The organism is Aquabacterium humicola, from assembly GCF_030167915.1.
GTDB classification, from domain to species: domain Bacteria; phylum Pseudomonadota; class Gammaproteobacteria; order Burkholderiales; family Burkholderiaceae_C; genus Pseudaquabacterium; species Pseudaquabacterium humicola.
The window spans coordinates 751868-774462 of record NZ_JARGNB010000002.1 but is presented as its reverse complement, the minus strand read 5'-3'; the positions used below and the strand labels follow the sequence as shown (position 1 = coordinate 774462).

At 69.5% G+C, this 22595-nt stretch carries 21 protein-coding genes and 1 tRNA gene; 4 read left to right on the top strand and 18 right to left on the bottom strand.

Annotated features, from left to right (window positions below):
- Positions 1 to 3: 3 nt before the first annotated feature.
- From uppS to rpsB, 5 genes are all read right to left on the bottom strand, one after another.
- The gene (gene uppS, locus P1K89_RS13810) at positions 4 to 729 is read right to left on the bottom strand and encodes a polyprenyl diphosphate synthase (protein ID WP_284617018.1); all 726 of its coding nucleotides are present in this window, start codon (positions 727 to 729) and stop codon (positions 4 to 6) included.
- Positions 730 to 752: 23 nt separating this feature from the next.
- Positions 753 to 1313: a ribosome recycling factor gene (frr, locus tag P1K89_RS13805; RefSeq protein ID WP_284617017.1), complete on the bottom strand. Its 561-nt coding sequence runs from the start codon at positions 1311 to 1313 to the stop codon at positions 753 to 755.
- Between the two features lie 16 nt (positions 1314 to 1329).
- Entirely contained in the window at positions 1330 to 2040 is a 711-nt protein-coding gene (gene pyrH / locus P1K89_RS13800; protein ID WP_284617016.1) for a UMP kinase, read from the bottom strand.
- 118 nt (positions 2041 to 2158) lie between these two features.
- Entirely contained in the window at positions 2159 to 3055 is an 897-nt protein-coding gene (gene tsf, locus P1K89_RS13795) for a translation elongation factor Ts (protein WP_284617015.1), read from the bottom strand.
- A gap of 73 nt (positions 3056 to 3128) precedes the next feature.
- The gene (gene rpsB, locus P1K89_RS13790; RefSeq protein ID WP_284617014.1) at positions 3129 to 3872 is read right to left on the bottom strand and encodes a 30S ribosomal protein S2; all 744 of its coding nucleotides are present in this window, start codon (positions 3870 to 3872) and stop codon (positions 3129 to 3131) included.
- A gap of 219 nt (positions 3873 to 4091) precedes the next feature.
- Between rpsB and P1K89_RS13785 the strand changes: the two genes are divergently transcribed.
- From P1K89_RS13785 to P1K89_RS13775, 3 genes are all read left to right on the top strand, one after another.
- Positions 4092 to 5426: an amidase gene (locus P1K89_RS13785; protein ID WP_284617013.1), complete on the top strand. Its 1335-nt coding sequence runs from the start codon at positions 4092 to 4094 to the stop codon at positions 5424 to 5426.
- Between the two features lie 110 nt (positions 5427 to 5536).
- Complete coding sequence (locus P1K89_RS13780; protein ID WP_284617012.1) at positions 5537 to 6814, top strand: D-amino acid dehydrogenase; 1278 nt, start codon at positions 5537 to 5539, stop codon at positions 6812 to 6814.
- Positions 6815 to 6827: 13 nt separating this feature from the next.
- Entirely contained in the window at positions 6828 to 8303 is a 1476-nt protein-coding gene (locus tag P1K89_RS13775) for an NAD(P)H-hydrate dehydratase (RefSeq protein ID WP_284617011.1), read from the top strand.
- Between the two features lie 22 nt (positions 8304 to 8325).
- On the opposite strand, the gene rnr is transcribed toward P1K89_RS13775, so the two are convergent.
- Positions 8326 to 10536, bottom strand: coding sequence for a ribonuclease R (rnr, locus tag P1K89_RS13770; protein WP_284617010.1), 2211 nt, complete (start codon positions 10534 to 10536; stop codon positions 8326 to 8328).
- Between the two features lie 72 nt (positions 10537 to 10608).
- Here rnr and P1K89_RS13765 point away from each other — a divergent pair.
- A tRNA-Leu gene (locus P1K89_RS13765) sits at positions 10609 to 10693 on the top strand.
- Between the two features lie 174 nt (positions 10694 to 10867).
- Here the strand turns inward: P1K89_RS13765 and P1K89_RS13760 are convergent.
- The 12 genes from P1K89_RS13760 to hisS form a co-directional block, all read right to left on the bottom strand.
- The gene (locus P1K89_RS13760; RefSeq protein WP_284617009.1) at positions 10868 to 11389 is read right to left on the bottom strand and encodes a phosphoribosyltransferase; all 522 of its coding nucleotides are present in this window, start codon (positions 11387 to 11389) and stop codon (positions 10868 to 10870) included.
- Between the two features lie 17 nt (positions 11390 to 11406).
- Positions 11407 to 12747 (bottom strand): adenylosuccinate synthase, encoded by a 1341-nt coding sequence (locus P1K89_RS13755; RefSeq protein ID WP_284617008.1) that lies wholly within the window; start codon positions 12745 to 12747, stop codon positions 11407 to 11409.
- Between the two features lie 43 nt (positions 12748 to 12790).
- Positions 12791 to 13954 carry an ATP phosphoribosyltransferase regulatory subunit gene (locus P1K89_RS13750; protein WP_284617007.1) on the bottom strand — a complete coding sequence of 388 codons (1164 nt, stop codon included), beginning with the start codon at positions 13952 to 13954 and terminating at the stop codon, positions 12791 to 12793.
- Positions 13955 to 14024: 70 nt separating this feature from the next.
- Positions 14025 to 14210, bottom strand: a complete 186-nt coding sequence (locus P1K89_RS13745) for a DUF2065 domain-containing protein (protein ID WP_284617006.1) — start codon at positions 14208 to 14210, stop codon at positions 14025 to 14027.
- A gap of 22 nt (positions 14211 to 14232) precedes the next feature.
- Positions 14233 to 15141, bottom strand: a complete 909-nt coding sequence (gene hflC, locus P1K89_RS13740) for a protease modulator HflC (protein ID WP_284617005.1) — start codon at positions 15139 to 15141, stop codon at positions 14233 to 14235.
- Between the two features lie 20 nt (positions 15142 to 15161).
- Complete coding sequence (hflK, locus tag P1K89_RS13735) at positions 15162 to 16334, bottom strand: FtsH protease activity modulator HflK (protein WP_284617506.1); 1173 nt, start codon at positions 16332 to 16334, stop codon at positions 15162 to 15164.
- Between the two features lie 61 nt (positions 16335 to 16395).
- Positions 16396 to 17589, bottom strand: a complete 1194-nt coding sequence (hflX, locus tag P1K89_RS13730; protein WP_284617505.1) for a GTPase HflX — start codon at positions 17587 to 17589, stop codon at positions 16396 to 16398.
- 116 nt (positions 17590 to 17705) lie between these two features.
- A complete protein-coding gene (gene hfq / locus P1K89_RS13725) occupies positions 17706 to 17948 on the bottom strand; it encodes an RNA chaperone Hfq (RefSeq protein WP_173124476.1) in 243 nt (80 codons plus the stop codon).
- Between the two features lie 85 nt (positions 17949 to 18033).
- Positions 18034 to 19371, bottom strand: coding sequence for a ribosome biogenesis GTPase Der (der, locus tag P1K89_RS13720; protein WP_284617004.1), 1338 nt, complete (start codon positions 19369 to 19371; stop codon positions 18034 to 18036).
- A gap of 16 nt (positions 19372 to 19387) precedes the next feature.
- Positions 19388 to 20512 carry an outer membrane protein assembly factor BamB gene (gene bamB / locus P1K89_RS13715; protein ID WP_284617003.1) on the bottom strand — a complete coding sequence of 375 codons (1125 nt, stop codon included), beginning with the start codon at positions 20510 to 20512 and terminating at the stop codon, positions 19388 to 19390.
- Positions 20509 to 21192 carry a YfgM family protein gene (locus tag P1K89_RS13710; protein WP_284617002.1) on the bottom strand — a complete coding sequence of 228 codons (684 nt, stop codon included), beginning with the start codon at positions 21190 to 21192 and terminating at the stop codon, positions 20509 to 20511. The genes bamB and P1K89_RS13710 overlap by 4 nt, the downstream gene beginning before the upstream one ends.
- A 45-nt stretch (positions 21193 to 21237) precedes the next feature.
- Positions 21238 to 22551 carry a histidine--tRNA ligase gene (hisS, locus tag P1K89_RS13705; protein WP_284617001.1) on the bottom strand — a complete coding sequence of 438 codons (1314 nt, stop codon included), beginning with the start codon at positions 22549 to 22551 and terminating at the stop codon, positions 21238 to 21240.
- Between the last annotated feature and the right edge of the window lie 44 nt (positions 22552 to 22595).

The following is a 22595-nucleotide window of genomic DNA, read 5'->3' as shown; positions in this document are numbered from 1 at the left end:
TCCTCAGGCCGGGTGGGCCGCGGCCGCCGCGCTGACCGCACCGAACCGGCGCTCGCGGCCGGCGTAGGACGCCAGGGCGGCATCGAGCTCGGCCTCGCCGAAGTCGGGCCACAGGCAATCGGTGAATACGAACTCGGAGTACGCGACCTGCCACAGCAGGAAGTTGCTGATGCGCACCTCGCCGCCGGTGCGGATGAAGAGGTCGGGATCGGGCGCGTGGCCCATCGCCATGTAGCGCGACAGCGCCTCCTCGTCGATCTGCTCGGCCTTCAGGCCGTCGGCGACGGCGCGGCGGCAGGCCTGCACCATGTCCCAGCGGCCGCCGTAGTTGAAGGCCACGGTCAGCGTCAGGCGCTGGTTGTGCCGGGTCGCTTCCTCGACGTCGTTCCACGCCTTGCGCAGCCGGTCGGACACCGCGTTGCGGTCGCCGGCGATGACGACGCGCACGCCGTTGCCGACCATCTTCTGCATGTACTTGGCCTGCGCGACCAGCACCAGGCCCATCAGTCCGGACACCTCGTCGGCGGGACGCTTCCAGTTCTCGGAGGAGAACGCGAACACGGTCAGGTAGCGGATGCCGCGGTCGGCGCAGGCATCGATGATGCGGATCAGCGCATCGACGCCGGCCTTGTGGCCGAAGAAACGCGGCAGGAAGCGTTTCTTCGCCCACCGGCCGTTGCCATCCATCACGATGGCCACGTGCTGCGGGATCGACAGGTCGCGGTGCACGGCGGGTTGTCGGCGCGGCGGCCTCAGACCGCCATGATCTCGGCTTCTTTCGAATGCACGAGCTTGTCGATCTCGGCGACGGTGCGGTCGGTCATCTTCTGGACCTCGTCCTGCGCGCGGCGCTCGTCGTCCTCGGTCGCCAGCTTGTCCTTCAGCAGCTTCTTCAGGTGCTCGTTGGCATCGCGGCGCAGGTTGCGCACGGCGATCTTGGCCTCTTCGCCTTCATGGCGGGCGACCTTGGTGAGCTCCTTGCGGCGCTCCTCGGTCAGGGCCGGCATCGGCACGCGCAGCAGGTCGCCCTGGGACGACGGATTCAGGCCGAGGTCGCTCTCGCGGATGGCCTTCTCGATCTTCGCGCCCATGCCCTTCTCCCAGGGCTGCACGCTGATCGTGCGCGCATCGAGCAGCGACACGTTGGCGACCTGGCTGATCGGCACCATCGAGCCGTAGTAGTCGACATGCACCTGGTCGAGGATGCCCGGGTGCGCCCGGCCGGTGCGGATCTTCTGCAGTTCGCTCTTCAGCGCCTCGACGGACTTGTGCATCTTCGTCTCGGCGTTCTTCTTGATGTCGGCGATCGTCATGGTGATGACTCCTGGGTCAGACGTGGACCAGCGTGCCCTCGTCCTCGCCGAGCACGACGCGCTTGAGCGCACCGGGCTTGAAGATCGAGAACACCTTGATCGGCAGCTTCTGGTCGCGGCACAGCGCGAACGCGGTCGCGTCCAGCACCTGCAGGTTGCGCGTGATCGCTTCGTCGAAGCTCACGCTGCTGTAGCGCGTGGCCGAGGGATCCTTCTTCGGGTCGGCGGTGTAGACGCCGTCGACCTTGGTGGCCTTCAGCACGATCTCGGCGCCGACCTCGGCACCGCGCAGCGCGGCCGCCGTGTCGGTGGTGAAGAAGGGGTTGCCGGTACCGGCGGCGAAGATGACGACCTTGCCTTCCTCCAGGTACTGCAGCGCCTTGGGCCGCACGTAGGACTCGACGACCTGCTCGATGGCGATCGCCGACATCACGCGTGCGACCAGGCCTTCCTGGCGCATCGTGTCGGCCAGCGCGAGTGCGTTCATCACCGTCGCCAGCATGCCCATGTAGTCGGCGGTGGCGCGGTCCATGCCGACCGAGCCGCCAGCGACACCGCGGAAGATGTTGCCGCCGCCGATCACGACCGCGACCTCGCAGCCCAGCGCGGTGACCTCCTGCACCTCGCGCACCATGCGCACGATGGTGGCGCGGTTGATGCCGTAGGCGTCGTCGCCCATCAGGGCTTCACCCGAGAGTTTCAGCAGGATGCGCTTGTAGGCGGGCATGCGTTCGATTTCTCCGCTCGGGATCGGGCAACAAAGGGGGGAGTTTAAGGGGCGCTGCGCACTGCAAGCCGCGCGGCGCCCGGGCCGCCGGGTGCTTTACCCGGCGGCAACGAAGGGCTTACTGGCCCTTCGCGGCGGCGACCTGCGCGGCCACCTCGGCAGCGAAGTCGTCGACCTTCTTCTCGATGCCTTCGCCGACGACGTAGAGGGTGAAGCCCTTCACCGTCGTCGCCTTGTCCTTCAGCATCGCGCCGACGGTCTGCTTGCCGTCGGCGGCCTTGACGAAGACCTGGTCGAGCAGCGAGACCTCCTTGAGGTACTTCTGCACCGAGCCTTCGACCATCTTGGCGACGATCTCGGCCGGCTTGCCCGACTCGGCGGCCTTCTCGGCGGCGATCTTGCGCTCGAGCTCGATCTTGTCGGCCGGCACGTCGGCGGTCGACAGCGCCACCGGCTTCATCGCGGCGACGTGCATCGCGACGTCCTTGGCCGCGACGTCGTCGCCGGTGAACTCCACCACCACGCCGATGCGCGTGCCGTGCAGGTAGCTGGCGAGCTTCTGGTCGCCGGCATAGCGCTTGAAGCGGCGGATCGACATGTTCTCGCCGATCTTGCCGATCAGGCCCTTGCGCACGTCCTCGACCGTCGGGCCGAAGCCGTCCTGGGCCAGCGCCAGCGCCGACAGCGCGGCGACGTCGGCCGGGTTGTGCTGCGCGACCAGGTCGGCGCAGGACTTGGCGAAGGCCAGGAACGAATCGTTCTTCGAGACGAAGTCGGTCTCGCAGTTGACCTCGATCATCGCGCCGGTCGTGCCGTTGACGACCGCCGACACCACGCCCTCGGCGGTGATGCGCGAGGCGGCCTTGCCGGCCTTGCTGCCCAGCTTGACGCGCAGGATCTCTTCGGCGCGGGCCATGTCGCCATCGGCCTCGGTCAGCGCCTTCTTGCACTCCATCATCGGCGCGTCGGTCTTCGCACGCAGCTCGCCGACCATGCTTGCAGTGATTGCAGCCATGAAACTCTCCAAACAACGTTTGCGAAAAAGGGGCTGAATCAGCCCCTCTCGTACAGGCTTTCCCGGGCGGGAATCAGGCGTCTTCGCTGACTTCCACGAACTCGTCGCCACCGGCGACGGCCTGGGTGACTTCGTTGATCGCGTTGGCCTTGCCGTCGGTGACCGCATCGGCGACCGCGCGGGCATACAGCGCGACGGCCTTGGCCGAGTCGTCGTTGCCCGGGATCACGTAGTCGATGCCGTCCGGCGAGTGGTTGGTGTCGACGACGCCGATCACCGGGATGCCGAGCTTCTTGGCTTCGGCGACGGCGATCTTGTGGTAGCCGACGTCGATGACGAACAGCGCGTCGGGCAGCGCGTTCATGTCCTGGATGCCGCCGATGTCCTTCTCGAGCTTCGCCAGCTCGCGTTCGAACATCAGCGCTTCCTTCTTGGTCAGCTGCTCGAGGCCGGTTTCCTTCTGGGCCTGCATGTCCTTGAGCTTCTTCAGCGAGCCCTTGACCGTCTTGAAGTTGGTCAGCATGCCGCCGAGCCAGCGCTGGTCGACGAAGGGCATGCCGGCGCGCTGCGCTTCCATGCTGATGACTTCGCGCGCCTGGCGCTTGGTGCCCACCATCAGGATCGTGCCGCGCTTGCCCGCGAGTTGGCGCACGAACTTCATCGCTTCCTCGAACTTCGGCAGCGTCTTTTCGAGGTTGATGATGTGGATCTTGTTGCGATGGCCGTAGATGAAGGGGGCCATCTTGGGGTTCCAGAAGCGGGTCTGGTGTCCGAAATGGACACCCGCTTCCAGCATTTCACGCATCGTGACGGACATGGAGTAGCTCCAAAGGTTGGGTCTAGAATCCGGCGCGAATCGCAGGGCCCGACCACGAGGTTTTCTCCTCGTAGCCATGAGCTCCGCGACACCTTCTTGAAGCCGGTTCGCGATTGGTTCGTCCGGATCGGCCGGACGCCAGGTATCCGCCCGGCGTCTGTCCAGAGCGAACGGTGCCTGCCTTGCGGCGGGCCGGCGCTGCGGTTGCGAACGCCCCGAATGCAGATCCAGATAAACCCAAAGAGTATAGCAGCCGGCACCACCACCGCTCGTGACGCGCTGCGCGCGGCACAGGCCGCGGCCGATGCCCCCGCCTGCCGACACACCTTCATCCGCCGCTTCGATGCCGCCGCCGAAGTGACCGCGCAGACGGTCGACCGGGCGCGCGAGGCCGGCCTGCCTCTGCCGGCGCTGGCCGGCCTGCCGGTCTCCGTGAAGGACCTGTTCGACGTCGCCGGCCAGCCGACGACCGCCGGCTCCCGCTCCCTGGCCGATGCCGAGCCCGCGGCCCGCGACAGCACGGCCGTCGCGCGCCTGCGCGCCGCGGGCGCGGTGCTCGTCGGCCACACCAACCTGAGCGAGTTCGCTTTCTCCGGCGTCGGCATCAATCCGCACCATGGCACGCCGCGCAACCCGTGCTCGCAAGGCCAGACCTTGATCCCCGGCGGCTCGAGCTCGGGGGCCGCGGTGTCGGTGGCCACCGGGGCGAGCTGGGGCGCACTCGGCTCGGACACCGGCGGTTCGATCCGCATTCCGGCCGCGCTGCAGGGCCTGGTGGGCTTCAAGAACACGCAGCGCCTGACGCCGCTCCAGGGGTGCATCCCGCTGTCGCCGACATTGGACACCGCCTGCGCCATCACGCGCAGCGTCGCCGACGCGGTGCTCCTGCACGGCATCCTGTCCGCCCGCCTGCCGCAACCGCTGCGCCGGCCGCTGCGCGCCTTGCGCCTGGCGGTGCCATCGACCCTGATGCTCGACGCCCTGTCGCCCGAGGTGGCGGCGGCTTTCGACGCGGCCCTGCGCCGGCTCAGCGCCGCGGGCGCGCAGATCGAGACGATCGAGCTGCCCGCGCTCGCCGAGCTCGCGAACCTGCAGGCGCAGGGCGGTTTCGCGGCGGCCGAGAGCTGGGCCTGGCATCGCCAGCGGCTCGCCACGCGTGAAGCAGACTACGACCCGCGCGTCGCAGCCCGCATCAAGCGGGGCGCGGCCATCAGCGCCGCCGACTACCTCGACCTTCAGCAGGCGCGCGCCCGCTGGATCGAACGCATCACAGCGGCGATCGACGGCTTCGATGCACTGCTGTCGCCGACGGTGCCGATCACCGCGCCGCCGCTGCAACCGCTGCTCGACGATGACGACACCTTCTTCGCGCTGAACGCGCTGCTGCTGCGCAACCCCTCGGCGGTCAACCTGCTCGACGGCTGCGCACTGTCGCTGCCCTGCCAGGTGCCGGGAACGCTGCCGGTGGGGCTGATGGTCTGGGGCCCGGCGCTCGCCGACGACGCGGTGCTCGGCGCCAGCCTGGCGATCGAAGCCGTGCTCGGCGAGGTCTGACGTGAATCGGCCCCCACGCTCACTTCGTTCGCTACCCCCGGGGATCCGCAGCCTCCCATGCGGGATCCCGGGGTCGTGTCAGCGCCTTCGGGCGACCGGGCGGCGCTGACATGCGCATCGCCGTGATCGGCGCCGGCATCATCGGCGTCACGACCGCGTACGAGCTCGCCGCCGACGGCCACGCGGTCACCGTGTTCGAGCGCCGCAGCAGCGTCGCCGAAGAGACCAGTTTCGCGAACGCCGGTGTGATCGCGCCGGGTTATGTCACGCCCTGGGCAGCACCCGGCATGCCGGCGAAGGTGCTCAGGCACCTGATGAGCCGGCACGCGCCGGTGCGGCTGGCCAGGCCGCTCGCCCGTGGCCAGCTGCGCTGGATGTGGCGCTGGTGGCGGGCCTGCACGAACGCCAGCTTCCAGGCCAACCGCGAACGAATGCACCGTCTCGCGCGCTTCAGCCAGCAACGGCTCGCGACGCTGGCGCACGACCTGCATCTCGACTACGAGCAGAGCAACGGCTACATGGTGCTGCTGCGCACGCCGAAGGACCTGGCGCTCGCGCGTGGCAGCCTGAAGCTGCTGGCCGAACTCGGCGTCAGCTTCCACCTGATCGACGCTACGAAGGCACGCACGCTGGAGCCGGGCCTGAACCCGCAGACGCCGCTGCACGCCGCGGTGCACCTGCCCGCCGACCAAGTCGGCAACTGCCGACAGTTCGCGCACCTGCTGCGCGCCGAGGCCCAGCGCCTGGGCGCCGACTTCCGCTTCCAGCGCGAGGTGGTGGCGCTTCGGGGCGGCAGCGCGCCCACGGTGCAGCACCGCGCGCTCGACGGCGATCGCGCACCGTCCGAGGATCGCTTCGACGCGATCGTGGTCTGCGCGGCGATGGGGGCACCTGCGCTGCTGCGGCCGCTCGGCCTGAAGCTGCCGCTGGTGGCGGTGCACGGCTACTCGATCACCGCGCCGCTGCGCTCGATCGACGGCCATCCGTTGCCCGGGCCACGCTCCGCGGTGATGGACGAGCACTTCAAGGTGGCCATCTCCCGGCTCGGCCAGCGCGTGCGCGTTGCCGGCAGTGCCGAGCTCGGCGGCCGCCTCGACCAGCACAGCACCGCCGCCGTCCAGACCCTCTACAAGCTGCTCGACGACTGGTTTCCCGGTTGTGCGCAGCTGTCGCAGGTGCAGGCCTGGAAAGGGGCGCGCCCGATGCTGCCCGATGGTCCACCGGTGCTCGGCCGCAGCGGCATCGACGGCGTCTGGCTGAACCTCGGCCACGGTTCGAGCGGCTGGGCGCTGAGTTGCGGCTCGGCCCGCGCGCTGGCCGACCTGCTCAACGGCCGCGCCGCGCCGATCGACCTCGACGGCCTCGGCATCGAACGGCTGAAGCACTGACCCCGCGACCGTCATGATCCACCGCGTGCTGCCCTCCAACCGCGCCTGGCCGCTGCACGATGCGGCCGCCACGCGGGCGATCGAAGAAGCGGCACAGCGCGCGCTGCCACCGCACACGCTGATGGCGCGCGCCGGGCTCGCGGTCGCCCGGCTGGCGCTGGCCGTCGCACCGCATGCGCGCCACGCGTGGGTGGTGGCAGGCGGCGGCAACAACGGGGGCGATGGCCTGGTCGCGGCCCGGCATCTCGCGGCCGCCGGCCGGCCTGTGACGGTTAGCCTGTTCGGCGACGTCGACCGGCTGCCCGCCGACGCGCGGCAGGCGCATGAAGCAGCGGTCGCCGCCGGTGTGCCGTTCAGCACCGAGATGCCCGCGCACACCGACCTCGTCATCGACGGCCTGCTCGGGCTGGGCGTGCGGCATCCGCTGCGTGACGAGACCGCGCGAACCATCGAGCGCATCAACGCGACCGGCCTCGACGTGCTGTCCATCGACCTGCCGTCGGGCCTGCCGGCCGACACCGGCGCGGCGCCGGGTCAGCCCGTCGTGCGTGCGCGGCACACGTTGTCGCTGCTGAGCCTGAAGCCCGGCCTCTTCACGGCGGACGGCCGCGACCAGACCGGCGAGCTGTGGTTCGACGACCTCGGCGTCACCGTCGACCGGCCGCCGGACGCGCTGCTGTCGGGCCCTCCTCGCCTGGCCGATCGGCGCCATGCGCAGCACAAGGGCAGCTTCGGTGACCTGATCGTGATCGGTGGCGCGGCCGGCATGGGCGGCGCCGCGACGCTGGCCGCCCGCGCCGCATTGGCCGCGGGCGCCGGGCGCGTCTTCGTCGCGCGGCTCGGTGTCGACGGGCGAACGATGGACGAACTGCGCCCGGAGTCGATGCTGCGCGAGGCCGCCGAACTGGTGCAGCCCGATCGCCTGCGTCACTCGACGGTGGTCTGCGGCTGCGGCGGTGGCCGCGCGATCGCGCGCTGGTTGCCGGCGGTGCTGGCCGACGCGATGAAGCTGGTGCTCGACGCCGACGCGCTGAACGCCATCGCGGCCTCGGCAGCGCTGCGCGCCCTGCTGACCAACCGCGCCGATCGGGGCCTGCCGACGGTGCTGACCCCGCACCCGCTGGAAGCGGCGCGGCTGGCCGGCAGCACGGCCGCCGACGTGCAGGCCGATCGATTGGCGGTCGCCGGCCGCCTGGCCCGGGCCCTGGCGTGCACCGTGCTGCTCAAGGGCTCCGGCACGGTCATCGCGTCGCCCGGCGCGACGCCGCTCGTGAATCCGACCGGCAATGCGCGGCTCGGCAGCGCGGGCAGCGGCGACGTGCTCGCCGGCTGGCTCGGCGGCCTGTGGTCCGCGCAGCGCGACTGGACCGGCGTCGAAGCCGCGAGCGCTGCCGCGTGGCTGCACGGGCGCGCCGCCGAAAGCGGCGATCAGCGACTGCCGCTGCCGGCGTCGGACCTGATCGGGTTTCTGGCCGCCGCGCTGCGTTGATCGCACCCGCGGCGGCGCCCCGTCACGGCGTCTTGCGAACGCGCCCGGCGCTCTTCGCGCGGTCGCGCACCGACTTGCCGGCGGTGACCGCCCGCCCGGCCGCCACCTTCGCACGCGCCGCCTTGGCCTTGCGGTCCTTGGCCTGCACTTCCTTCAGCGCCTGCGCAGCGCTCGTCGCCGGCTTGCGGCCGCGCGCCAGCAGCTGGTCGGTATCGCCTTCGCGCACCATGCGGAAGTCGATCTTGCGGCCGTCGAGGTCGACCCGGCTGACCTGCACGCGCACGCGCGAACCGACGCTGTAGCGCAGCCCGCTGCGTTCACCGCGCAGTTCCTGGCGCGCCTCGTCGAAGCGGAAGTACTCGCCGCCGAGCTCGGTGATGTGCACGAGGCCTTCGACGTAGAGGTCGTCGAGCGTGACGAAGACGCCGAAGCTGGTGACCGCGCTGACCGTGCCGGAGTACTCCTCGCCGAGGTGGTCGCGCATGAAGCGGCACTTCAGCCACGCCTCGACATCGCGCGAGGCTTCGTCGGCGCGCCGCTCGTTCGCGCTGCAATGGTTGCCGGCGGCCTCCCACAGCTCGGCCTCGTGCATGTCCAGGGGCGGCTTGTGCATCACCTTGCCGCCCTTGCGCGCGGGCTTGGCCGGCGGCAGGTCTTCCATCACGCCGCCCGCCAGGTGGTAGCGCTTGGCATGCAGCAGCGCCTTGATCACGCGGTGCACCAGCAGATCGGGATAACGCCGGATCGGACTGGTGAAGTGCGCGTAGGCCTCGTAGGCCAGGCCGAAGTGGCCGCTGTTGGTCGCCGTGTAGATCGCCTGCTGCATCGAGCGCAGCAGCATCGAGTGGATCTGCGCGGCATCGACGCGGTCCTTGGTCGCCTGGGCGATGGCCTGCAGCTCGCCGGGCGTCGGGTCGTCGCTGATGCTCAGGCCCACGCCCAGCGTGCGCAGGTAGTTCTGCAGCACGACGCGCTTCTCCGGCGTCGGACCTTCGTGCACGCGGTACAGCGCCGGGTGCTTGTGGCGCTGGATGAAGTCGGCCGCACAGACGTTGGCGGCCAGCATCGATTCCTCGATCAGCCGGTGCGCCTCGTTGCGCACGCGCGGCACGATCTTCTCGATGCGGCCGTTGTCGTCGCAGACGATCTGCGTCTCGGTGGTCTCGAAGTCGACCGCGCCACGCGTGCCGCGGTGCTTCAGCAGCGCGCGGTAGACCTCGTGCAGGTGCAGCAGGTGCGGCACGAGGTCCTTGCGCCGCTGCGCCTCGGCACCGCGCGTATTGCCGAGGATCGCGGCGACCTCGGTGTAGGTGAAGCGCGCATGCGACCGCATCACCGCCGGGTAGAACTGGTAGGCCTCGATCTCGCCCTGCGCGCCGACGAGCATGTCGCAGACCATGCACAGCCGCTCTTCGTCCGGGTTCAGCGAGCACAGGCCGTTCGACAGCTTCTCCGGCAGCATCGGGATCACGCGGCGCGGGAAGTACACCGAGGTCGCGCGCTCGTAGGCATCCTCGTCGAGTGGCTCGCCGGGTTTCACGTAGTGGCTGACGTCGGCGATCGCGACGATCAGGCGCCAGCCGTCGAACGCGCTCTTGCCGCGACCGCGCTTGAGCGGCTCGCAGTACACCGCGTCGTCGAAGTCGCGTGCGTCCTCGCCGTCGATGGTCACCAGCGGCACGTCGGTCAGGTCGATTCGGTGGCGCTTGTCGGCCGCCCGCAGCCGGTCCGGCAGCGCCGCGGCCTGCGCCAGCGTCTCGGACGAGAAGCGGTGCGGCACCTCGTACTTGCGCACCGCGATCTCGATCTCCATGCCGGGGTCGTCGATCTCGCCTAACACCTCGGTGATGCGGCCAACCGGCTGCGAGTACATCGACGGCGTCTCGGTCAGCTCGAGCGCGACGACCTGCCCCACCGTCGCGTTGGCGGTGGCGTTCTTGGGGATCAGGATGTCCTGGCCGTAGCGGCGGTCCTCGGGCGCGACGAGCCAGATGCCGTTCTCGTGCAGCAGGCGGCCGATGATCGGCGTCTTGCGGCGCTCGACGATCTCCAGCACACGGCCCTCGGGCCGGCCCTTGCGGTCATAACGCACGACACGCACGCGTACGCGGTCGCGGTGCAGCACCGCGCGCATCTCCTGCGGCGAGAGGTAGATGTCGGGTTCGTTGTCGTCGCGGCGCACGAAGCCGTGGCCGTCGCGATGACCGAGCACGGTGCCCTCGATCTCGCTCATCAATGCAGCGCCCAGCGGGGCTGCGCTTGTTTTCTGATTTGTCTTTATGCTAGACTCCTAGCTTCAGTACCTGCCCAGGTGGCGGAATTGGTAGACGCACTAGTTTCAGGTACTAGCGCTTAGCGGCGTGGAGGTTCGAGTCCTCTCCTGGGCACCAAACAAAGCAATGGCCGACACAACAGTGTCGGCCATTTTGCTTTGTGCGGTCCGGAAATGGAACGCCGCGGGATTGCAATGGAAAGCCGAATGGGAAGCGCCGGCATCGATGATGTCGGCGGTGGGGGCGTGCCGGCATCCGTGAATGCCGGCCGCGTCGATCGCGTGCTTCGGATCAGACGGCAAATTTCTTCGCCAGACCGTCGGGACGCAGGTTGTCGTACTCCTCGAACGGCTGGTGGATCCACGGGCTCGTGGGCAGCATCTCGACGTAGTACTCGGGCGTGTAGTTCGAGACGCCCTTGACCCAGATGACCGCGCTGCGCAGCTCGCTGATCTGCGGCAGCCCGCGCAGGCGCTCGACCACCGCCTTCAGCGTGACGCCCGAGTCGGCGAGGTCGTCGACCAGCAGCACGCGCCCGGCGAGTTCGCCCTTGGGCATCGTGATGTACTTGGCCATGTCGAGGCGGCCCTGGATCGTGCCGCCCTCGGCGCGGTACGAGCTCGTCGACATGATCGCCAGCGGCTTGTCGAATACACGCGACAGCACGTCGCCGGGGCGCATGCCGCCGCGTGCGAGGCACAGGATCTGATCGAACTCCCAGCCCGAGGCCGCGACCTTCAGCGCGAGCCGCTCGGTCAGCAGGTGGTACTCGTCCCAGGACACATACAGGTGCTTGCCGTCGTCGGTCAGCATGAAGGAGTCTCCTCGTCTCAGGTCTTGTACGGGTGGCGCAGCACGATCGTGTGCTCGCGGTCGGGGCCGGTGGAGATCATGTCGATCGGCGCGCCGATCAGGGCCTGCACGCGCTCCAGGTACGCGCGTGCATTGGCCGGCAGCCGGTCGTAGGACGTGACACCGAAGGTCGACTCCTGCCAGCCCGGGAAGGTCTCGAACACCGGCTCGCAGGCGGCGATCTCGTCGGCGTCCAGCGGCAGGATGTCGATGTCGCGGCCGTCGAGCTTGTAGCCGATGCAGACCTTGATCTCCTGCAGCTTGTCGAGCACGTCGAGCTTCGTGATGCACAGCCCCGAGATGCCGTTGATGATCATCGAGCGCTTCATCGCCGCGGCATCCAGCCAGCCGCAGCGGCGCGCGCGGCCGGTGACGACGCCCTTCTCCTGGCCGACGGTCGACAGGTGGTGGCCGATGGTGCCCGGCTGGTCGATCGGCAGCTCGGTCGGGAACGGCCCGCCGCCGACGCGCGTCGTGTAGGCCTTCGTGATGCCGAGGATGTAGTGCAGCATGCCCGGCCCGACCCCCGCGCCGGCGGCGGCATTGCCCGCCACGCAGTTGCTCGAGGTGACGTACGGGTAGGTGCCGTGGTCGATGTCCAGCAGCGTGCCCTGCGCCCCTTCGAACAGCAGGTTGGCGCCCTCACGGTTCGCGTTGTGGATGCGGTAGCCGACGTCGGCCAGCATCGGCTTCAGCGCCTCGGCGACCTTCATCGACTGGTCGAAGATCGGCTGGAACGCGAGCGCCTGGCCCTGCAGATAGCCGGACAGCGCGGCGTTGTGGATCTCGAGCAGTTCGCGCAGCTTCTTCGCGAAGCGCTCGGGGTGCTTCAGGTCCTGCACGCGCAGCGCGCGGCGCGCCACCTTGTCCTCATAGGCCGGGCCGATGCCCTTGCCCGTGGTGCCGATCTTGCCGATGCCGCTGGACTCGCGCCGCGCTTCGCGCGCACGGTCGACCTCGACGTGGAAAGGCAGGATGAGCGGGCACGATTCGCTGATGAACAGGCGCGAGCGCACCTCGACGCCGATGGCTTCCAGCCGCTCGATCTCGCCGAGCAGGTGGATCGGATCGACGACGACGCCGTTGCCGATGTAGCACGGCACGCCCTCGCGCATGATGCCCGACGGGATCAGCTGCAGCGCCGTCTTGACGCCCTTGATGACCAGCGTGTGGCCGGCGTTGTGGCCGCCCTGGAAGCGCACGACGCCGTGCGCGTGGTCGGTCAGCCAGTCGACGACCTTGCCCTTGCCTTCGTCGCCCCACTGGGTGCCGACGACCACGACGTTGCGGCCGTGGCGAGTCTGATTGCCTTGTTGCATGTTCGGATGGTCCGGTTGAATCAGTGCGGTGCCGCAGCCGCGCTCAGAGCGCGCGCAGCACCCAGCGGCCGTCGACGGCCGCCAGTTCGCGATCGCAGTCGAATTCCTCGCCCTCGTGCTCGTGGCCGGGCAGGATGCAGACGACGGTCTCGCCTTGTTCGCGCAGGCTGCGGATCGCGCTGCGCAGCCCCGGATCTTCGCCCCACGGGGCGCGGATCGCCATGCGCCGCGGCTGCGGCGCGGCGACCGCCACCAGCATCTTCAGGTCGGTGCTGAAGCCGACCGCAGGCCGGTTGCGGCCGAAGACGGCGCCGACCTCGTCATAACGACCGCCGCGCAGCACCGCGTCGCTGGCGCCATCGACGTACACCGCGAAGCGCACGCCACTGTAGTAGCCGTGGCCGCCGATGTCGGCAAGGTCGAAGCCGATGCGAAGTCCCGAGTGGGCGCGGCGCACATGACTTGCGAGCCAGGCCATGTCGTCGAGCGCGGCCTGGATCAGCGGACGCTGCGGCAGGACCTGGCGCGCGGCGGCCAGCACTTCTTCGTCGCCGTACAGGTCCGGCAGCGCCAGCAGGCCACGCCGTGCGTCCTCGGGGAAGTCCTTGGACAGGCGCTGCAGCGTGCCGCGGTCCTTGATCGCCATCGCCGCGACGACATCGGCGAGCAGGCCCGCATCGACCGCCACGCCGGCGAGGATGCCGCGCATGATGCGCGCATCGGCCAGATCCAGCACCATGCGCTCGAGGCCGGCGATGCGCAGGCCGTCGAGCGCCAGGTCCTGCACCTCGAGGTCGGCCTCGAGGCCGGCATGGCCGTAGATCTCGGCGCCCAGCTGCAGCGGCTCGCGCGTGCTGTGCGCGGCTTGCGGCCGCGCGTGCAGCACCGGGCCGCAGTAGCACAGGCGGGTGACGCCGGCGCGGTTCAGGAGGTGCGCATCGATGCGCGCGACCTGCGTCGTGCTGTCGGCCCGCACACCGAGCGTGCGGCCGCTCAGCTGGTCGACCAGCTTGAAGGTGCGCAGGTCGAGCTCGCGGCCCGTGCCGGTGAGCAGCGAGTCCAGGTGCTCCAGCAGCGGCGGCATCACCAGCTCGAAGCCGTAGCTGCGCGCCATGTCGAGCAGGCTGCGCCTCAGCTCCTCGATGCGTCGGGCCTCGGCAGGCAGGACATCGGCAATGTGCTCGGGCAACAGCCAAGCAGACGACATGAGGAAATCCGGGGGGATTAAAAGCGGCATTGTACTGGCCGCGCTTTGTGCGGCTGCGGCGCCGCCAGGCTCAGCGCAGCAACGCCAGCAGCAGCAGGCCGACGATCATGCTCGACAGGCCGAGGAAGCGGATCTGGCCGTCGCTCATGCGCAATGCGCGCTCGAAGACCTGGCGCCAGGTCCCGGGACTCAGGAACGGCAGCAGGCCTTCGACGACGAGCATCAGCGCCAGCGCGCCCAGCAGCAGGTCACCCATGCGCGCGATGCGGCGCGCCGGCTCAGCGGCGCGGTGCGGCCGGGGCCGCCGGCGCAGCGCCGCCGCTGCCCGAACCGCGCATCGCCTTGAAGAAGTCGCTCGACGGGTCGACGATCATCACGTCGCTGCGATTGCGGAAGCTCGCGCGATAGGCCTCGAGGCTACGGTAGAACTGCGCGAACTGCGGGTCACGGCCGAAGGCATCGGCGTACAGCAGCGACGCCTTCGCATCGCCTTCGCCGCGCACCTTCTGCGCGTCGCGGTAGGCCTCGGCGATGATGATCTCGCGCTGCTTCTCGGCATCGGCGCGGATCTTCTCGGCATCGGCCTGGCCTTGCGAGCGCAGTTCGTTGGCGACCTGCTTGCGCTCGGACTCCATGCGGCGGTAGACGGAGTCGGTGATGTCGGCGACGAAGTCGACGCGCTTGATCCGCACGTCGACGATCTCGATGCCGAACGATTTCGCCTCGTCGACCAGGCGGTTGCGCACGTCCAGCATCACCTTGTCGCGCTCGGCGGCGAGCACGCCGCGCACGGTGCGGCGGGTGATCTCCTCGTTGAACGCGGCCTGCACCACCGGGCTCAGCCGGCTCTCGAGGTTGCGGATGTCGGAGCCGTTGTTGCGGATGAACTGGCGCGGTTCGACGATGCGCCACTTGACGAGCCAGTCGATGACCAGGCTCTTCTTCTCGGCGGTGAAGATCGGGCGCGTCTCCGGGCTGTCCAGCGTCTGCACCCGCTTGTCGAGGAAGACGACGTTCTGGAACGGCGGGGGCAGCTTGGCCTTCAGGCCCGGGTCGGTGATCACTTCCTTGATCTCGCCGAGCGCGTAGACCACCGCCACCTGGCGCTGGTCGACGACGAACAGGATCGACGAGGCCAGCATCAGCACGATGAGGATGCTGGCGATGATGAGTCCGATGCGGTTCATGTTCTTGTCTCGTCCCGTGCTCAACGGCCGTCGCGGTCGCGGCTGCGGCCGCCGTCGCGCGCGCGCGCGTCCGCGCTGCTGGTCGAGTCGACGGCCTGCGCGGCCGGCAGCGCCGGTGCGGTCGGCGTGGCGACGGTCGCGGCCCCTTGCTGCAGCAGCTTGTCCAGCGGCAGGTTCAGCAGGTTCGTGCCGTTGCGGCTGTCGATCAGCACCTTGCTGACGTTCGAGTAGACCTGCTGCATCGTGTCGATGTACATGCGGTCGCGCGTGACGACGGGCGCCTTCTGGTACTCGGTGAGCACCGAGCGGAAGCGCTGCGCATCACCCTCGGCCTGCGCGATCACGCGCTGGCGGTAGCCCTCGGCCTCTTCCTTCAGCCGCGCGGCGGTGCCGCGGGCCTTCGGGATCACGTCGCTCGCGTAGGCCTGGCCTTCGTTCTTGAAGCGGTCGCGGTCGGCGCCGGCCTTCACCGCGTCGTTGAACGCGGCCTGCACCTGCTCGGGCACCTGAACGTTCTGCACGTTGACGTTGACGATCAGGACGCCGGCCTTCAGCCGGTCGAGCTGCGCCTGGATCGACTTCACGAGGTCGGCGGCAATCGCGTCGCGCTGCTCGTAGAGCACCGAGTCGACCTTGCTGCGGCCGACGATCTCGCGCACGGCCGACTCGCTGGCCTGCTCGACCGCCTTGTCGGGATCGCGGTTCTCGAACAGGTAGTCCTTCGCATCCTTCAGCCGGTACTGCACGGTGAACCGGATGTCGATGATGTTCTCGTCCTGCGTCAGCATCGACGAATCGCGCAGGCCGGTGGTCTGGCCGATGTTGCTGCGGCCGACGTCGATCGAGCGCAGCTGGGTCACCGCCACCGTGTCATGGGCCTGGAACGGATACGGGAAGCGCCACTGGAAGCCGGCGTCGACCGTCGAGCTGTAGCGCCCGAAGGTCGTGATGATCGACTGCTGGCCTTCCTGCACGATGAAGAAGCCGCTGCCGGCCCAGATCACGAGCACGACAAAGCCGATCAGGCCGACGCCCACACCGGCGTTCTTCATGTCGGGCTGGAACGACGGACCGTCCTCGCGCGGCTCGGGCGGCTGCTTGCCACCGCGGCCGAACAGGCCGCCGAGCTTGCGATTGAAGTCGCGCCACAGCTCGTCGAGGTCGGGCGGACCTTCGTTGCGGCCGTTGCTCATCCACAGACCGGCGAAACGCCGACGCAGCGAGGCGCCGAAGCCGCGACGGTGGCCGGCGGGGTCAGCGGAGTGGGGTGAAGGCATGCTCATTGGGCGGCGATGGTAACCCGGGGTCCTGCGCCGAAGCGCTGGTCAATCCGGCCGCAGCTGGGGTCATCGCGGGCGGTTTCAAGCCTTCCGTCGACGCGGCCAGGGCCAGCAGCGCACGCAGCTCGTCGAGGCCACGGCCTTCCAGTGCACTGACGAAGACACGTGGCACCCACAGTCCCGGCTGGCGCTCGACCCAGTCGGCGAGCGCACGCGGCGGCGCATCGACGAGATCGAGCTTGTTGTAGACGAGGATCTGCGGAATGTCCTCGGCGCCGATCTCGGCCAGCACGCGCTCGACCTCGTCGCGCTGCTCCTGCAGCAGCGGGCTCGACGCGTCGACGACGTGCAGCAGCAGGTCGGCATCGGCAGCCTCCTGCAGCGTCGCCTGGAAGGCCTCGACCAGCTTGTGCGGCAGGTCGCGGATGAAGCCGACGGTGTCCGACAGCGCCACCGTGCCGCCGAGGGCTTCGAGGTAGAGCGAACGCGTGGTGGTGTCGAGCGTCGCGAAGAGCTGGTCGGCCGCGTAGGCGCGCGCCTTGACCAGCGCATTGAACAAGGTCGACTTGCCGGCGTTGGTGTAGCCGACGAGCGAGATGCGGAAGCTGCCGCTCTTCTGGCGCGCGCGGCGCTGCGTGCTGCGCTGTCGCTTGACCTTCTCGAGCCGCGCCTTCACCGACTTGATGCGCTCGCCGATCATGCGGCGGTCGAGCTCGATCTGCGCCTCGCCCGGGCCGCCGCGGTGACCGACGCCGCCGCGCTGGCGCTCCAGGTGGGACCAGCGCCGCACCAGGCGCGTGGCGACGTACTGCAGCCGCGCCAGTTCAACCTGCAGCTTGCCTTCGTGGCTCTTCGCGCGCTGCGCGAAGATCTCGAGGATCAGCGCGGTGCGGTCGGCCACCGGCACGCCGAGGTGGCGCTCGAGGTTGCGCTGCTGCGCCGGCGACAGCGCCTGGTCGAAGATCACGCCGTCGGCGCGGTGGGCTTCGACGAGGGCCTTGATCTCGTCGGCCTTGCCGCTGCCGACGAAGAGCGCCGCATCGGGCGCGCTGCGGCGCGCGACGATGCGCGCGACCGTCTCATCGCCGGCCGATTCGGCCAGCAGGGCCAGCTCGTCGAGCGTCGGATCGAAGGAATGGCCGGTTCCGAAGTCGACACCGACGAGCACCGCGCGGGCCGGTCCGTCCGGCCGGTCTGCGGGCGACGCGGCGTCGACCCTCTCGTCGAGGTTCAAGGTGGGGTAGTGGGAAGCGGACCGGCCAGGACCGGCAGGTGGGCTGATGCTCAGCCCTGGTCGGCCTGGTCGTTGGCGTGGAAGTTGACCGGACGGCCCGGCACGACGGTGGAGATCGCGTGCTTGTAGACCATCTGGGTCACGGTGTTGCGCAGGAGGACGACGTACTGGTCAAAAGACTCGATGTGCCCCTGCAGCTTGATGCCGTTGACGAGGTAGATCGAGACCGGTACATGCTCCTTGCGCAGCAGGTTCAGGAAGGGGTCTTGTAGAAGTTGCCCTTTGTTCGACACGATATGCTCCGTGTTAAGAGTCGAGACGAGCCGCACCTTAACACATCAGGGTATTCATGGGGCCTCGCATGAGAAGCCCCCGCCGCTAGCGGTCCTTGTCCTCGTCGAACGGGTTGTGCGAGGACTTCAACTCGATGCGCAGCGGCGTGCCGACCAGCTTGAAGTGGTCGCGCACGCGGCCCTCCAGGTAGCGCTTGTAGGCATCGGTCACGTGCTCCAGCGCGTTGCCGTGCACGACCACGATCGGCGGGTTCATGCCGCCCTGGTGCGCGTAGCGCAGCTTCGGACGGAACATGCCGGCGCGCTTGGGCGCCTGGTGCTGCACCGCTTCCTGCAGCAGCCGGGTCAGCACCGGCGTCGGCAGCTTGCGGGTGGCGGAAGCGTGTGCATCGCCGATCGCCTTCCACAGCGGACCGAGCCCCTGGCGCTTCAGCGCCGAGATCGGCAGCACCGGCGCGAACTTCAGGAACGGCAGGCGCTGTTCGACCGAACGCTCGAACATCTGGCGCTGGTAGCTGTCGACCGCGTCCCACTTGTTGACGGCGATGACCACCGCGCGGCCCGATTCGAGGATGTAGCCGGCGATGTGCGCATCCTGCTCGCTGACGCCCTGCGTCGCGTCGACCAGCAGCACGACGACGTTGGCATCGGCGATCGCCTGCAGCGTCTTGACCACCGAGAACTTCTCGATCGCCTCGAAGACCTTGCCCTTGCGGCGCAGGCCGGCGGTGTCGATCAGCTCGAAGCGCTGGCCGTTGCGCTCGAAGGGCACGTGGATCGCGTCGCGCGTCGTGCCGGGCAGGTCGAAGGCGATCAGCCGCTCCTCGCCGAGCCAGGTGTTGATCAGCGTCGACTTGCCGACGTTCGGACGCCCGGCAACGGCGAGGCGGATCGGCGCGCCCTCCTCGCTTTCAGCCTCGTCCTCGTCTTCCGGAAAATCTTCGAGCGCCGCCTCGACGAGGCTGCGGATCCCCTGGCCATGTGCCGCCGAGATCGGGTGCGGCTCGCCGATGCCGAGCTCGTGGAACTCCGCGAGCGACGGCGATTCGCTCATGCCTTCGGCCTTGTTGACCGCCAGCAGCACGCGCTTGTTGGCGCCGCGCAGGTAGCGCGCGATGTCGTGGTCCTGGCCGGAGACGCCGCTGCGCGCATCGACGACGAAGATCACCGCGTCGGCCTCGGCCACCGCGGCCTGCGTCTGCTTGGCCATCTGCGCGACGATGCCGGTGGGCTTCTCGGGCTCGAAGCCGCCGGTGTCGATGACGATGAACTCGCGCCCACCCTGCTTCGCGTCGCCGTAGTGGCGGTCGCGCGTCAGACCGGCGAAGTCGGCGACGATCGCGTCGCGCGACTTGGTCAGCCGGTTGAACAGCGTCGACTTGCCGACGTTCGGCCGGCCGACGAGCGCGATGACGGGTTTCATGTCGCTGCCGCGCCGGTTACTCGGGCCGGAAGGCGAACAGCCCGCCGTTGCGCGTGACCACCAGCACCGTGGTGCCGGACAGCACCGGCGCAGCGACCACCGCCGAGCCGTCGGTCGGCAGGCGCAGCAGCGTCTTGCCGTCGTCGCGCGACAGGAAGTGCACCTGGCCTTCCGCGTCGCCGAAGACGACCGTGCGGCCGGTGCTCAGCGGCGCGGACAGGCCGCGATGCAGCAGGCGCTCGTTGTTCCAGGCGGTGTCGCCACTCGCGGCCTTCCAGGCCGTGACGCGGTCGGACGCGTCGGCGCCGAACACCAGGTCGGCATCGCCGCCGATGCCCTGCTGCCCGCCGCCGAGGCGGCTCCAGCGCAGCGACGTGGTGTTCGCCGCGACGCAGCCGACGGCATTCTGGAAGGCGCGCGCGCAAACCATGTCGCCGACGCGCAGCAGCGGCGCGACGAGGTCGTTCAGGCGCTCGACTTCGTTGGTGCCGCGCGGCGAGGTGATCGGCACATCCCAGCGCAGCGTGCCCTTCAGCGGATCGAGCCCGACCAGCGACGCGCCCTGGCCCACCAGCAGCGTGTCCTTGTAGACGCCGAGCACGCCGGGCTGCGCGAGCGTCAGCGGCTCGCCGGCGCGGCGGTAGGTCCACAGCCGGCGCCCATCGAGCGCGTCGAAGGCGTGCACGACCCGGTCGACCCCCATGACGAAGACACGTTCGCCGGCCACCAGCGGGGAGGTGGTCGTGCGCGACGACAACTGCGCGGTCCACGACTTCCTGCCGCGCTCCAGCACGACGAGATCGTTGTTCTGCGTGACGACGGCAGCGAAGCGGCCATCGCTGCCCACGCCAGCGGACAGGCGGCTGCCGGCCTCACCGCGCCAGGCCTCGCGGCCGCTCTGGGCGTCGAACGCGGCAACGGTGCCGCCGGTCGAAGCGACGACGAACGTGCCCTCGCGCGCGACGACCTGCAGCGGGAACTGCACGCCATCGAGCCGCGCGCTCCACACCTGGCGGCCGGCGATCTGCGGCGTCACCGACTCCAGCGGTGTCGGCTTCGGCTTGTCGGTGCTCGAACACGCGCCCAGCAACGCGAGACCGGCCAGCAGCAGCGGCACCAGGCCGCTCATCGTGCGACTCATCGTGAGGCCCCCGAAGCGGCAGCCGACGCTGCCGCGGCAGCGGGCGCGGCGCCCAGTGCCGTCAGCTTGGCATCGACGAGCCGGCGGTAGTCCAGTTTCTCGTCCATGCCCTTGTAGGCGGCCTCGTAGGCGGCCTTGGCCTCGTCCTTCTTGCCCTGCGCGAGCAGCACGTCGCCCCGGCGGTCGGCGACCAGCGCGGCGAAGTCCGGTGCGGTCGCGCCGGCCAGCTGCTTCAGCCCCTCGTCGTACTGCTTCGCTTCCATCAGCACGCCGGCGAGCCGCAGGCGCGCGATCGTCTTGTACTCGTCCTCGGGCGCGTTGTCGGCGACCCAGGTCAGCGCGACGCGGGCCTGGTCGGCCTGGCCTTTCTCGGCCAGCAGCTTGGCCGCGATCAAGCCGCCCTGCTGCGCGTACGTGGTGCGCGGATAGCGCTCCTGCAGGTCCTTCAGCACCTGGGCGCCACGCGCGGCATCACCCGCGGCCGCCGCCTGTTCCAGCGCCTCGAACATCGCGCCCGCCTTCTTGGCCTGATCGCGCTGGTACCAGTTCCAGCCGTTCCACGCCGCGAAGGCCAGCAGCGCCAGCGTCAGCACGCCGGTGATGAGGTTGCCGTACTGCTTCCAGAAGGCCTTCAGTTCGTCGAGTTGTTCCTGCTCCTGCAGGTCGAGTTGTTTCGCCATGCGCGCCGCTCCTTGTTGCAGAAGCCGGTCTCGAAAAGGGGGGGATTATGCGTTGCGGAGTTCTTGCGCCCAGGCGGCCGCATCGGCGAGCGGCCGCAGCGACTGCGCGCCACCGCCGTCGCGCAGCGGCTTCAGGGCGACCATGCCCTGCGCCAGCTCGTCGCCGCCGAACACCAGCGCAAAGCGGGCGCCAGAGGCATCGGCCTTCTTGAACTGCGCCTTCATGCTGCCGCCGCCCGCGTGCATCTGCACCGCGAGTCCCTGCGCCCGCAGCGCCTCGATCGTCAGCAGCGCCCGCGGCAGCGCCTGCGGCTCTGCGATCACCGCGTAGGCGTCGGGCGCCGCATCGGGGACGGGCAGGCCGAGTTCCTGGATCAGCAGCAGCAGCCGTTCGATGCCCAGGCCGAAGCCCACCGCCGGCGCCGGCTTGCCGCCGAGCTGCTCGAACAGGCCGTCGTAACGCCCGCCGCCGCAGACCGTGCCCTGCGAGCCGAGCTGGTCGGTGACCCACTCGAAGACCGTCAGGTTGTAGTAGTCCATGCCGCGCACCAGGCGCGTATTGACGCGGTACTCGAGCCCGGCGGCGTCGAGCACGGCCTTCACCGCGTCGAAGTGCGCGAGCGACTGCCCGCCGAGGAAGTCCATCAGCGTCGGCGCGGCCTCGACCAGCGCCTGCATCGCGGGGTTCTTGGTGTCGAGGATGCGCAGCGGGTTGCTGTGGAGCCGGCGCTTCGCGTCCTCGTCGAGCTGATCGGCATGCGCCTCGAAGTAGGCGATCAGCGCCTCGCGGTGCGTCTGGCGCTCGGCCGGCTGGCCCAGGCTGTTGAGCTCCAGCCGCACGTGCTGGCCGACGACGAGGCCGAGTTCCTGCCACAGCCGCCGCACCATCAGGATCAGCTCGGCATCGACGTCCGGCCCGGCGAAGCCCAGCGCTTCGACGTCGAGCTGGTGGAACTGGCGGTAGCGGCCCTTCTGCGGCCGCTCGTGGCGGAACATCGCGCCGATGGTCCACAGCCGCAGCGGGCCGTTGTACAGCGCGTTGTGCTCGACCATCGCGCGCACGATGCCGGCGGTGGCCTCGGGGCGCAGCGTCAGCCGGTCGCCGTTCATCTCGTCGGTCCAGGAGTACATCTCCTTCTCGACGATGTCGGTCACCTCGCCGAGGCCCCGCACGAACAGCGCCGTCGGCTCGACGGTGGGGGTCAGCAGGTACTGGTAGCCGTAGCGCGAGAGCACCGAGCGCACGGTGTTCTCGAACCACAGCCACAGCCCGCTGTCGGGCAGCTTGTCCTTGCGCGGGACACTGCCCGGCAGGATGTCGTTCATGCCCTTGATGGCTCGCAGGACGTTGTTGCTCATGTTCGGGGGGAGTGGCGAGCCGGAGTCGTGCGGCACGCGGGGAT